The sequence below is a fragment of the Nitratidesulfovibrio sp. SRB-5 genome, from assembly GCF_019931275.1.
Lineage (GTDB): Bacteria > Desulfobacterota > Desulfovibrionia > Desulfovibrionales > Desulfovibrionaceae > Cupidesulfovibrio.
Genome location: NZ_JAIOTY010000001.1, coordinates 1,247,423 through 1,260,022 on the forward strand (window position 1 = coordinate 1,247,423; position 12,600 = coordinate 1,260,022).

At 65.1% G+C, this 12,600-nt stretch carries 11 protein-coding genes; 9 read left to right on the forward strand and 2 right to left on the reverse strand.

The annotated features are described in order from the left end of the window. Positions 1-103: 103 nt before the first annotated feature. The 6 genes from K6142_RS04970 to K6142_RS04995 all read left to right on the forward strand — a co-directional run bounded on the left by K6142_RS04970 (position 104) and on the right by K6142_RS04995 (position 6,723). The gene (locus K6142_RS04970) at positions 104-2,548 is read left to right on the forward strand and encodes a PEP-utilizing enzyme (protein WP_190244294.1); all 2,445 of its coding nucleotides are present in this window, start codon (positions 104-106) and stop codon (positions 2,546-2,548) included. A gap of 7 nt (positions 2,549-2,555) precedes the next feature. After that, positions 2,556-3,179 (forward strand): gamma-glutamyl-gamma-aminobutyrate hydrolase family protein, encoded by a 624-nt coding sequence (locus K6142_RS04975; protein WP_190244295.1) that lies wholly within the window; start codon positions 2,556-2,558, stop codon positions 3,177-3,179. Continuing rightward, positions 3,176-3,967, forward strand: coding sequence for an NTP transferase domain-containing protein (locus K6142_RS04980; RefSeq protein ID WP_190244296.1), 792 nt, complete (start codon positions 3,176-3,178; stop codon positions 3,965-3,967). Before K6142_RS04975 ends, K6142_RS04980 begins: the two co-directional genes overlap by 4 nt. Before the next feature lie 43 nt (positions 3,968-4,010). Then, positions 4,011-4,760 (forward strand): class I SAM-dependent methyltransferase, encoded by a 750-nt coding sequence (locus tag K6142_RS04985; protein WP_190244297.1) that lies wholly within the window; start codon positions 4,011-4,013, stop codon positions 4,758-4,760. 3 nt (positions 4,761-4,763) lie between these two features. After that, positions 4,764-5,351, forward strand: coding sequence for an adenylyl-sulfate kinase (locus K6142_RS04990; RefSeq protein ID WP_190244298.1), 588 nt, complete (start codon positions 4,764-4,766; stop codon positions 5,349-5,351). Positions 5,352-5,421: 70 nt separating this feature from the next. Continuing rightward, positions 5,422-6,723: a hypothetical protein gene (locus K6142_RS04995; RefSeq protein WP_190244299.1), complete on the forward strand. Its 1,302-nt coding sequence runs from the start codon at positions 5,422-5,424 to the stop codon at positions 6,721-6,723. Between the two features lie 135 nt (positions 6,724-6,858). On the opposite strand, the gene K6142_RS05000 is transcribed toward K6142_RS04995, so the two are convergent. Further along, the gene (locus K6142_RS05000) at positions 6,859-7,740 is read right to left on the reverse strand and encodes a hypothetical protein (RefSeq protein WP_190244300.1); all 882 of its coding nucleotides are present in this window, start codon (positions 7,738-7,740) and stop codon (positions 6,859-6,861) included. A gap of 473 nt (positions 7,741-8,213) precedes the next feature. Continuing rightward, positions 8,214-9,023: a 5'/3'-nucleotidase SurE gene (surE, locus tag K6142_RS05005; protein WP_190244301.1), complete on the reverse strand. Its 810-nt coding sequence runs from the start codon at positions 9,021-9,023 to the stop codon at positions 8,214-8,216. A 366-nt stretch (positions 9,024-9,389) separates the two neighbouring features. On the opposite strand from surE, the gene K6142_RS05010 reads away from it, so the two are divergent. The 3 genes from K6142_RS05010 (at position 9,390) to K6142_RS05020 (ending at position 12,582) form a co-directional block, all read left to right on the forward strand. Further along, positions 9,390-10,475, forward strand: coding sequence for a 3'-5' exoribonuclease YhaM family protein (locus K6142_RS05010; protein ID WP_190244302.1), 1,086 nt, complete (start codon positions 9,390-9,392; stop codon positions 10,473-10,475). Positions 10,476-10,533: 58 nt separating this feature from the next. After that, on the forward strand, positions 10,534-11,181 hold the full coding sequence (gene tmk / locus K6142_RS05015) for a dTMP kinase (protein WP_190244303.1): 648 nt from the start codon (positions 10,534-10,536) through the stop codon (positions 11,179-11,181). Between the two features lie 81 nt (positions 11,182-11,262). After that, the gene (locus tag K6142_RS05020; protein WP_167125250.1) at positions 11,263-12,582 is read left to right on the forward strand and encodes a histone deacetylase; all 1,320 of its coding nucleotides are present in this window, start codon (positions 11,263-11,265) and stop codon (positions 12,580-12,582) included. The last annotated feature ends 18 nt before the right edge of the window (positions 12,583-12,600 follow it).

Sequence of the window (12,600 nt, forward strand, 5' to 3'; positions counted from 1 at the left end):
CGGGTCAGGTTTTGTTAGGTCACGTCAAGATCATGACGACTCTGACCGGGGCACATGCCGTGCAGGCTGGGGCAACGTCGACGAACATGGTACGGGGCACGTAGTGAGCTATCGTGAAGAAACAAGGGGCGGTGTACTGCCGTTCACTTCCAAGGCCGACACCCTGGAGTGGCTTTCCGCGTACGATGATCTGCACATACCGCCCCTGCGCTCCTTTCGCGTGGGCGAGTGGCTGACAGCGCGGGATGCAACACTTGCCTCGCTGGCGCGGGCCTTTCCCGGCGCCATGCTTGCCGTGCGCAGTTCGTGCCGCCGCGAGGATGGCCGGGAAAGCTCCGGTGCGGGGGCCTTCACGTCCGTGCTCGACGTTCCGGCCAATGACCGGGATGCCCTTGCCGCTGCCGTGGAGACCGTCATTGCTTCCTATGGTGCCCCCGGCCTCTCCGATTCCCCCGGCCCCGCCAATCCCGCGGACCCTGACGATCAGGTGCTGGTGCAACCCATGGTCGAAGGCATTGTCGTCAGCGGCGTCATGATGACGCGCGTGCATGCCGACGGCGCGCCATACTACGTGGTCAACTACGACGAATCGGGCCAGGCCGACGCCATCACGGGCGGGCGCAACGCCAGCAAGACGGTGTTCGTCTTTCACGATGCGGAAGACGAACACTGGGATTCGCGCAGGCTGCGTTCGTTCATCGCGCTGGCGCGCAGGGTGGAGGCCCTGTGCGGGCACGATGAACTGGACATGGAATTCTGCCTTGACGGGGCGGGGGTGCTGCACCTGTTGCAAGTGCGGCCAATCTGCACGCAGGCCCGCTGGATAGCCGGTGCCGACGGGCAGGTGCGCGCCAAGATAGGCTTTGTGGTGGACTTCATTTCGGAAAGGGTGGGGCAGTGGCCGGGCCTTTTCGGGCAGCGCACCATTCTGGGCGTGATGCCCGACTGGAACCCGGCGGAAATGATTGGCGTCACCCCCCGCCTGCTGGCAAGCTCGCTGTACCGAGAACTCATCACCCGCAGGGTGTGGAGCCAGGCCCGCGAATTCATGGGGTACCGCCAGATGCCCCCCGAAGAGCTGATGCTCATGGTGGCGGGGCGCCCGTTCATCGACGTGCGCGTCAGCTTCAATTCCTTCCTGCCTGCCGGGCTCGACGGGGTCACCGCAGAAACCCTGGTGGGGGCATGGCTGGACAGGCTGGACACCCACCCGCAATTCCACGACAAGGTGGAGTTTCAGGTGGCCCAGACCGCGCTGGATTTCTGCTTCGACAAACATCTGGACGAACGTTATCCGGGGCTGCTGACCCGCGCCCGGCGCGAGGACTTTCGCGCGGCGCTGCACGGGCTGACGGCACGCTGCCTGGAGTCGGGCCAACGGTCATCGATGGATTGGGCGTACGAGGCGGTCACGGAACTGCGCAACAGGCAGGCCGCGCGCGGCAGGATATCGGTGGACGCCCTTGCGCAGGGCATGAAGCCGTTGCCCCAGTTGGTGCTGCTGGCCGAGGATTGCCGCCTGTTCGGCACGTTGCCGTTTTCCATCCTGGCCCGGCATGCGTTTATTGCCGAATCTTTGCTGCGCTCCACAGTGGAGCGGGGCGCGCTGTCGCCCGAACGGCTGGCGGCGTTCAAGGCCACCATCCGGACCGTTTCCGGCGAGATGTCGCACGATCTCATGTCCGTGTGCCGCAACGGCATGGACAGGGAAACGTTTCTGGCTCGCTACGGGCATCTGCGGCCTTGCAGCTACGACATCCTTTCCCCGCGTTACGCGGACCGCGACGGGCTGTTCTCGGATTCCAGCCCCGTGTCCATGGTGGATACGGGCGTTCCGTTTGCGCTTACCCCGCAGGAATACAACAACATCGCCTCGCTCCTGCACGAGGCGCATTTCGGCAACACCCAGCCGGAGGGCCTGCTGGAGTACGCCCGCCGCAGCATCGCCGGGCGCGAACTGGCGAAGTTCATATTTACGCGCAACCTTTCGGACATGCTGGAAATGCTTGCCCTGTGGGGCGACAGGCTGGGGCTTTCGCGCGACGATCTGTCCCACCTCGAAGTGCGCGACGTCATGGAATGGGCATCGCATTCCCTGCTGCGTGACGCCCCCGGCTATTTCCGCGAACTGGCCGACAAGGGGCGCGAACTGTTCAACCTCGGGCGCAGCATCAAGCTTGGATACATCATCCGTTCCGCACGCGACGTGTACGTGGTTCCGCAGCATCGCAGCGCGCCCAACTTCATCGGGCACGGCCGCACGGAAGCGCCGCTGGCGCGCCTGTACCCCGATTCGCCCTGTTCGGTGGACATTGCCGGGCGTCTGGTATGCATCGAGAACGCGGACCCGGGCTTCGACTGGATATTCTCGCGCGGCATCGCCGGGCTGGTGACCATGTTCGGCGGCACCAATTCGCACATGGCCATCCGCTGCGCCGAATACGGCCTGCCAGCGGCCATCGGGGTCGGCGAGTTGCTGTTCGAACAGGTTACCTCGGCCCAGTCGGCCCTGCTTGATGCTGGCGCCTGCACCCTGCAACCCCTGTGAGCCACACGTGAATGCACGCCTAGCGCTGACCATGCGCGTGACCGAGGCGCCCGGCCACGCCGAACGCCGCGATGCCCTGGCCCAGGACTGGGGGCGGTTTCTTGCCGTGGCCCTGCCGGGCGCGGGGTGGCTGCCCATGCCCAATGCGGGCGATGACGCCGTGCGTCTGGCCGATGCCTTTGCCGTCAACGGCCTTGTGCTGACCGGCGGCGATGACTGGGGCGTCTTTCCCGAGCGGGACGCCACCGAGGCGGCCCTGTTCCGCTGGGCCATGGCGCGGGATATCCCCGTTCTGGGGGTGTGCCGGGGCGCGCAGGTCATCAATCACATGCTGGGGGGCACTACGCGCGCAACCGACGGCGCGGTGCACGCCGGAACGCGGCACCCCCTGACCGAAAGGCAGGACTGGACGCCGGAAGACGTGAATTCGTACCACCGCCTGGTGCTGGACCGCGACATGCTGGCGCCCGGGCTTGCATCCGCCGCCCTGGCCCCGGATGGCACGGTGGAGGCATTTCATCTGCCGGGGCGTCGCGTGGTCGGCGTGCTGTGGCATCCCGAACGAGAACATCCTTACGGGGCGTGCGGCGTGGCGTTGATGCAACGCCTGTTCACGCCGGAGCAGATATGAAACACGCCGTGGGCCTTATCCTGGCGGCGGGACGCGGGTCCCGCATGAAGGGGCTTACCGGGGACCGCCCCAAGTGCCTCACCGAACTCGCGGGGCGCCCCCTGCTGCACTGGCAGCTCGATGCCCTGCGCACTGGCGGGGCCGCGCCGCTGCTGGTGGTGGGCGGCTACCTGGGGCACATGCTGGAGCCGGAGACGCAAGGCATGCCCGCCGATGCCTACGCCACGCTCGAAAATCCCGCCTGGGCGCGGACCAACATGCTCTCCACCCTGCTGTGTGCCGCGCCGTGGCTGGAACGTCAGTTCGACCAGGGCGCCGGGCAGGCCGTCATCTCCTATTCGGACATCGTCTACCACCCCGGCCATGTGGCTGCCTTGCTGGCGCACCCCGACCATGTCGCCATCACCTACGACACGCTTTGGGAACCACTGTGGCGCTTGCGTTTCGGCGATCCGCTGCTGGATGCGGAAACCTTCCGGCAGGAAGGGGGGCGGCTGGCGGAGATCGGCGGCAAGCCGGGTTCGCTGGACGACATCTGCGGGCAGTACATGGGGCTCATCAAGGTCAGCCGGGAAGGCTGGCGGACGGTGACACAACGTTGCGCCCGGCTAGGCGACGCGGTGGCGCGCACGGACATGACGGCCTTTCTGCGCCTGCTGCTGGGCGACGACACCCCGGTGGGTGCCGTGCCCGTGGCGGGGCGCTGGTGCGAAACGGACAGCGGTGACGATCTTGATCGCTACCGGAGGGCGCTGGAAGCGCCCGGCTGGAGCCACGACTGGCGGTAGCGGAATTTTTTCAGGAAAGAACGTGCTTTCGAAGGAGCCAAGCATGAAGACGGAATGGGATTACACGCAACTTGCGGACGCCTACCTGGAACGCCCCGAATATGCCCCCGAGGTGTTGGAACGGCTGTTCGAACTCGCGGGGCTTCGCGAGGGGGATCTTGTCTGCGACGTGGGGGCCGGTGTGGCGCACCTTACGCTGCCGCTGGCCGGCAAGGGGTACAAGGTGATCGCGGTGGAACCCAATGACGCCATGCGCGCCAACGGCCAGAAGCGCACCGCCGCCTTTGCCAACGTCCAGTGGGTGGACGCCACCGGTGAAGATACGCAGCAGCAGTCCGGCGCGTTCGATTTCGTGTCCTTCGGTTCGTCGTTCAACGTCACGGACAGGACACTGGCGCTCAAGGAAACGTATCGCCTGCTGAAGCCCGGACGGTGGTTTACCTGCATGTGGAACCATCGCGACCTTGACGACGCGATCCAGACCGACATCGAAGGCATCATCCGCGGGTTCATTCCGGACTACGGCTATGGCACCCGCCGGGAAGACCAGGCCGACGTCATTGCCGGTTCCGGGCTGTTCACCAACGTTCAGGCCGTAAGCGGCGGGGTGATGCACGTGCAGACCGTCGAAGGCGTGATCGAGGCGTGGCGTTCGCACGGCACGCTGCACCGCCAGGCGGGGGATAGGTTCGAACAGGTCATTGCCGCCATAGCCGACTACCTGCACGCGCTGGGCGTGGAGACGATCGACATTCCCTATACCACCCGCGCGTGGATAGCCCGCAAGGCCTAGGCCATGACGGCACGGCACCCTAGCGGCAGGGTCATCTGGATCACCGGGTTTTCCGGCGCGGGCAAGACCACTCTGGCCAGGGTTCTCATGCCCTGCCTGGGGGAACGCGCGGTGCTGCTGGACGGCGACGAACTGCGCGAGGTGCTGGACGCGGCCCGGTGCGGCTTTGACCGGGAAAGCAGGCAGCGCCTTGCCTTCACCTATGCGCGCATGGCGCGCATGTTGGCCTTGCAAGGGTTTACCGTGGTGGTCGCAACCATCAGCCTGTTCCACGACCTGCATGCCTGGAACCGGGAACACCTGCCCGGGTATCTCGAAGTGTGGCTCGATGTGCCGGAGGAGGAACGCCGCAGGCGGGATCCCAAGGGCCTCTATGCCGCCGCTGCCAACGGTCAGGTGCGGGACATGGCCTGCGAGCGCATGGTGGAGGTGCCGCGCGAACCGCATCTGACCCTGCGTTTTGGCGAACACGGGGATGTCGGGGCCTCCGCGCGCGCGGTGCTGGAAATGTTGGATGTGCCCGGGCTGGCGGAGTCGCCGGAAAAGGGCGAGGCGTCCCTTGCCCCGGCATCCGGAACGGGGGGCGCATGATGGGCGGGGGATACGGGCGCCTGGAATGGGGCAGTGCATGCCGGGGCCGCAAGACGGCGGGGAGCGTGGCATGAGTCGCATTGCCGACGTGGAGGCGTTGTGCCGCCTGGGAATGTTGCACCTGCACAAGGAGGAGCCGGACCGGGCCAAGCGCCTGTTCCTGCGGGCCTGGCAGGCCATGCCGGAGCAGACGGGCATCGCGTCGCTGCTGGCGCAGGCGCACCGGGCGGAGGCGGTCCGGCGTCATGCAGAGCACGGCTGCAACGGGCGGATGCTGTTCGTCATCCGGGGCTATTTTCTGTCGTATTTCCTGCCGGTACTGCGCCTGTTGCCCCCGGACCGCGTGGATGTGGATACCGGCGGCGACAGCTGGGGGGTGGATGGTGCCGCCCGCGCAGAGGTGCTTGCCCTGGGGTTTGGTCCCTGCGAGCACGTTCCCCGACCAGAGTGGTGGCGCTATGCCATGGTGGCTGCGGACCACGCCATCCAGATGCATTTCCCCGTCACCGGACCGGAGGATGTGCTGCCCCCCGTGGTGGCGTATCTGGCGCACAATACCACGTATGCGGGCGGAGCCGTTCATCCCTACCAGAGCCACTGCATCTATCCCTTCGAGGCATTGGCGTTGCAGCAGCGGGCCCAGGCCCCATGGCAGCAGTGCCTGTTCACCGGGCCATACCAGTTTACGGAAGAGATGCTGCGCCTGATGTTCGCGGACAGGGCCGCACTGCGCGGACGAGCCATGCGGGAGTTGGGGCAGGAAGACCGTGGCGGGCCGCTGGTGGTCTGCTATGCCTCGGCGCTGGACAACTGCCACGAGGTGGCCGATGGCCTGCGGGGGCTGGCCGACGCCCTGCACCCGCAGGGCGGACTGGTGGTGCTGAAACCGTTTCCGGACGACGTGGAACGCTACGCGGCGCTGGACATGGGCCGTGCACTGGTCTGGTCGCGTTCGGGGGCGGGCGGCAACGAACTGCGCATGGCCGCAGACTGCGTACTGTGCGGCCTTGCCGGGTCCACGCTGCTTTCGGTGTTCCTGACCGGGCAGCGCGTGCTGCCCTACCACACCGAGCAGGAACGGGAATACTGCGAAGGCAGCCGGGACCGCCAGAAATTGCGCCCGCGCGGCACGGTCAGGCCCGATGCCAACCCCAGGGGGCAGGCCATCATCGCCGGGTTGGGCGGGTCATGTTCCATCGCGGATGTGCCCGCGTTGCAGCGGCATCTTGAGGCGCTGCTGGATGACGCGGAGTATCCAGCAAGGAACGAGGCCATCCGGCTGAGCGTACTGGGCCGCAGCGATGTGCGTCACGGCGCGCGACGAACGGCGGAACTGCTGCTTTCCCTGCTGGATGGCGGACGTACATTGTAGTTGTTTGTGCCATGCGGTTGCCATCCGAAAGGGTGGGGACCACGTGACGAAAGAACAGCCGGGTGACCGCAAAACGTGGTCACCCGGCTGTTCTTTCGACGCATCAATGCCGGATCAGTGTGAAGGGTGAGGACGCTACGCGGCGGGGCTGTCTGTATCGCCGAGCACACCGGAGAAGCGCCCTCGCCTGAATACGGAAAGCACTTCCATGGCCGTCATGGCGGGGGCGTTGACGATGTGATAGCGCCCGTAGGTTTCGTCCTGCAATGCCTTCAGTCTGTCTTTGTAGGTTTGCGAGCTCATCGTTTCCTGAAAGTTGCGCAGAAGGGCGCCGACATCTGTAATAGGGATGGAACCCAGCCGGGCCTCAAGGTCTCGGCAACGTGGAAAGAGGGGGTGCTGAAAAACGCCGCGTTCATAGTATGTGTTTGTACGTCCGATGTCGAATTCGCGCGTTGTGTGGTATACGGTGATGTTTTGTCCAAGCATGACAGCCGTCATGAGTGCCGTTGTGGAGTATGATGTGAGGAAGCAATCTGCGGCAAGGCGCGGATCTATATGTCTGAAGTCGCGCATCCCGAACGTGGTGACACCTGCCTTGGATATTTTTTCTTGCAATTCAGTATGCCACGCATACGTCTTGACGATAAGATTCGTATGCTGTGAGATTTCTATAAGCGGTTCTACAAGTTCATGATGGTCATCCATTATTGTTGTAAAACATACGACCAGTGGAAGTGATGTATCCTTGAAACCGTATTCTTTCAGGATAGTATCGCGCAGAATTTTCTTGTTGTTTACATACAAATTGAGAGCGTCATTGTCGAACTGAAAAAGTCCAGTGTATATTGTATTGCAGTTTTTGTTTCCGTTATGGGTGAATTTTTCACAGATAACAATTTCATGGTCGAAATCATATTGTGTAGCTTCAAGTGAGGCGTGGTCGATGAGAAGCTTCTTCTTTGGCCTTTTTGTGTCATCCACCCATTCCCACTGTTCGCTGGTGTACAGTCCCATGGCGTATGGAGAAATATCTATCTTGCGCGAAGCAGGGATGACGCTATAGCCTTCGTGCCAAGCGCACCATGCATTCTGAAGTTTTCCCGATGGTGATTATGTCGATGAACTTGCTGGGTATGAGTTTGATTATTGGATAATATTTGTGCAAGACTGTGGATGATACAGGCATTGCAATTTTTTCTATGGTCATGGTGCACCTGTCCTTGAAGCATGTATTGCTTTTGGCCTTATCTGCGCCGGGGGTCAATATCAGAGCGGTCTGGGCAGCGGGCAGCCCGTGATGCGGAGTTCGTCGGGTTGTCCGGACGGCACGCGGCAGCAGGCGGGGAAACAAAGAGTTGGTGCCCCCTTCGGTTCATGGCTTTCCGCTACGACCCTTTTGATTCTCATGCTGCCGTGCGTGTGTCGCCCGCATTCGGACAGGGCCCATCCGGCGATAAGTGGCGCGGGCAACGAGGCGGCGTGCGCGGCTATATCTCGCCGCCGGTCTGGTCGACGGTCTGGGCGTTTGCTTGCCCACCGGCTCCGTCGCCCTGCACTCTGGCCAGCACGTCCATGGCCTCGTGGTCGGTGAAGTCGAAGCGCAGCGGGGTAAGGGTGATCCACCCTTCGGTCAGCAGGGCGCGGTCGGTGCCGGGGGCCACTGTTTCCGGCGGAATGACGCCGTTCAGCCACCAGTACGAGCCGCCGCGCGGGTCCGTGCGGTGGTCATACCAGTCCTTCCACACGGCGCGGGTCTGGGGGCAGGCGCGCACGCCCTTCACCTCGGGCATGGGCAGGGCGGGGTAGTTCAGGTTCACGACGCAGCGGGCGGGAAGGGCATTCCAGTCCAGCGTGGCCAGCAGCCCGGCGGCGTGGGCGGCCTGTCCGGAAAGGTCGGCGGGCCGGAACGAATCGTACGAAACGGCCAGGGCGGGGTAGCCCATGTGCGCCGCCTCCGTCGCGGCGGACACCGTACCGGAGTACAGGATGTCCGGCCCCACGTTGGCCCCGGCGTTGATGCCGGACACCACCACGTCGGGCTTCTTGTCCAGCAGGCACGACAGGCCCAGCTTCACGCAGTCGGTGGGGGTGCCGTACACCCCGCGCCCGCGAAAGCCGTTTTCGTGGAATTCCTTCACGCGCAGGGGCAGGCTGATGGTCACGGCGTGGCCCACGGCGGACTGTTCGGTGACCGGGGCCACCACGTGCACCTCGTGCCCGGCGTCCAGCAGGGCCTTGTACATGGCGCGCAGGCCGGGGGCCTGGATGCCGTCGTCGTTGGTCAGGGCTACGATCATGGGGTATCCTCTCTCAGGGACGGCATGATGACGCGCGTCCCGTGCTGCTGTTGCGTGATGTTTCGGTGCCGTGCTGCGCAGCATGCTGCCGGGAAACGGCGACGTCGCGATGACAGGCTGGCGTCGGCCGGAAGGCGTGCGGGCGGCGGCGCGACGATTGTCCGTCCAGGCTTCGTCACGCTTCGTGCGGGCGCGCACCTGTGGCGCGTCCGGCGTGCCGTTCGCATTGACAACGTGGTCGAAAAGCAGGCACCTTGCGGCAAATTGGCCGTCCCCGCGCGGGCATTTCTTCCGTCCGCGTCCCGGCGTTTCCGGTGTAACCGGCGCATTCAGGGCATCGGGCATGGCCGCTTCCTTACGACGCACATGGAAAAAAGACAAACCATACGAGATATCGCCGCCAATGACGAGGTGAGCGGGCTGTTCCTGCTCGGTTCGGCCACCCTGCAACAGTCGCGCAACGGCCCCTTCTGGCGGCTGGAACTGCGCGACGCCTCCGGCAGCATGGAGGCCAAGATCTGGAGCCCCCAGAGCCAGGCCTATCCGGACTTGGCCGCCGGGCAGATCGTGGACGTGGAAGGCCGCTCCGGCACGTACCGCGACAAGGTGGAGGTGACCATAGGCCGCCTGCGCGTGCTGGACGACGCCGAGCAGGCCGGGCTGGACCTTGGCCTGTTCCTGCCCGCCAGCCCGCGCCCCGCGCAGGAGATGCTGGATGAACTGATCGCCCTGTGCAAGGCGGAGTTCACCCACGCGCCGTGGCGCAAGTTCGTGCTGGCCGTGCTGCGCGACGAGGACATCGCCCCGCGCCTGCTGGCAGCGCCCGCCGCCAAGTCGGTGCACCATGCCTACGTGGGCGGCCTTGTGGAGCACATGCTGTCCGTGGTCGGGCTGGCCCTGCGCATCGCCGACCACTACCCGGAATTGGACCGCCAGGCCCTGCTGGCCGGGGCGCTGTTCCACGACATCGGCAAGGTGTGGGAGCTGACCGGCGGCCTTGCCAACGATTATTCCGACGAAGGACGCCTGCTGGGGCACATCCACATCGGGCTGGAACGCATCGAGCCGCACCTGCGCAAGTCCGGCCTCGCGCCGGAACTGGTGACCCATTTCAAGCACCTTATCCTCAGCCACCATGGCGAGTACGAATTCGGCTCTCCCCGGCGGCCCAAGACGGCGGAAGCCATGGCCCTGCACTACGCGGACAACCTGGACGCCAAGATGGCCCAGTTCCGGGGGCTGTTCGCCAACCACGAAGAGGACGCCACCGGCTGGACGCCGTTCCAGCCCACGCTGGGGCGCTTCCTGTACCGTCCGGCCCGCTCGCCCGAGGAGCCCCGCCCGGCGCGCAAGAGCAGCCCGGCCCACAAGGGCGGCGGCAAGGCTGGCGCCGATGGCGCGGACGATGCCGCCAAGGCCGGGCCGCAGAGCGTGCAGGCATCGTTGCTGTAGACCACGGCGGCAGTGTTCTGTCGCTCATCAACAGGCTGTATTTTTTCAGGAATCTGCAATGTTCATCACCTTTGAAGGAATGGAAGGCTCCGGCAAGAGCACGGCCCTGAACCGTGTGCAGCAGGCGCTGCTTGACGCGGGGCACGGGGTGCTGCTGACGCGCGAGCCGGGCGGCAGCCGCCTGGGGCGCACGCTGCGCTCCATCCTGCTGGACCTTTCCAACGACGACATCGTGCCCGAGGCGGAACTGTTCCTGTACCTGGCCGACCGCGCCCAGCACGTGGGGCAGGTGATCCGCCCGGCCCTGGAGGAGGGCGTGGTGGTGCTGTCCGACCGCTACGCCGACTCCACCGTGGTCTACCAGGGCTACGGGCGCGGGCTGGACCCGGAACGGCTGCGCGAACTGAACGACATGGCCGTGGGCGGGCTGTGGCCCGACCTGACCCTGGTGTTCGACCTGCCGCCGGAAGAAGGCCTGCGCCGGGCCATGACCCGCAACCTGCGCGAGGGCACCAGCGTTTCCGAAGGGCGGTTCGAGGCGGAGCACCTTGCCTTTCACGCCCGGGTGCGCGAAGGCTATCTGACGTGGGCCGCGCTGCATCCTGCGCGGTTCCGGGTGGTGGATGCCACCCGCACGCCCGACGAGGTGTTCGAGGACGTCATGCGCGCCGTGCGGTCCGCCTTGTCGGCCCCGGCGCGTCCGTGACGGCGGATTGCTCATGACGGCGGACCGCGCATGACGGCGGGCCACCCGTAACGGCGGGCAAGCCCCGCGAAGGACATTCCCATGCTGGAAGCAAAGAACCGGCTGGGCATCATCTTCTTTCCGGCCTTCGACTGGGCCATCAGCGCCACCCACCCGGAACGCGAGGAACGGCTGCTCTACACGCAGGACCAACTGCGCGAGGAAGGTCTGTTCGACATCGCGGGCATCACCGAATACAAGCCGGAAATCGCCACCCGCGAAGACGTGGAGCGCGTGCATTTCTGCATTCCCGGCGTGGAGAGCGTGTGCACCAAGTCGCACCTCATCTCCGCCGGGGGGGCCATCACCGCCGCCCGGCTGGTGATGGAGAAGGAGGAGGAAAAGGCCTTCGCGCTGGTGCGCCCGCCGGGGCACCACGCCATGAAGGTGGTGCACGGCAACCGGGGGTTCTGCAACATCAACATCGAAGCCGTGATGCTCGAACACATCCGCGAGCACTACGGCCCGTTGCGCGTGGCCATCGTGGACACCGACTGCCACCACGGCGACGGCACGCAGGACATCTACTGGAACGACCGCGACACCCTGTTCATCTCGCTGCATCAGGATGGCCGCACCCTGTACCCCGGCACCGGCTTTCCGCACGAACTGGGCGGCCCCAACGCCATGGGCCGCACCCTGAACATTCCGCTGCCGCCCGGCACGTCGGACAAGGGGTTCCTGCATGTCATCGACAACCTGGTGCTGCCGGTGCTGGAAGACTTCAAGCCGGACCTCGTCATCAATTCCGCCGGGCAGGACAACCACTTTTCCGACCCCATCACCAACATGAACTTCTCGGCGCGGGGTTACGCCATGCTGAACAGGCGGCTGAACCCCGACATCGCCGTGCTGGAAGGCGGCTACGCCATTCAGGGCGCGCTGCCGTACGTCAATCTGGGCATCTGCCTGGCCATGGCCGGGCTGGACTTCGACGGGGTGCGCGAGCCGGAATTCGACCCGGCGGCCATCGCCCAGTCGGACCAGGTGACCGCGTACATCGAGCGGCTGTGCGACGAGATGCTGAAGGTGTGGCGCAAGCCCCCGGCCCTGCCCAAGCAGGGCGAACGCTCCGGCGACTGGTGGGTGCGCACCAAGGACATCTACTACGATACCGATGGCATCAGCGAGAGCCAGGTGGAATCGGTGCTGCTGTGCCCGGACTGCTCGGGCACGGTGAAGATAGAAACCTGGTCCACGGTGAACCCGCTCAGCGTGGGCATCGAGATTCCCATCAGCGCCTGCGACAGGTGCGCGGGCATTGGCCGCCGCCTGCTGGAGGAAGCCCACCTGAAGGGCAACTACCGCTACGTGCAGTGCATTGATAGAAAGGCAAAGCGATACACGCGCTACGGCTTTTAGCCCGGTAGCGCACGAGCA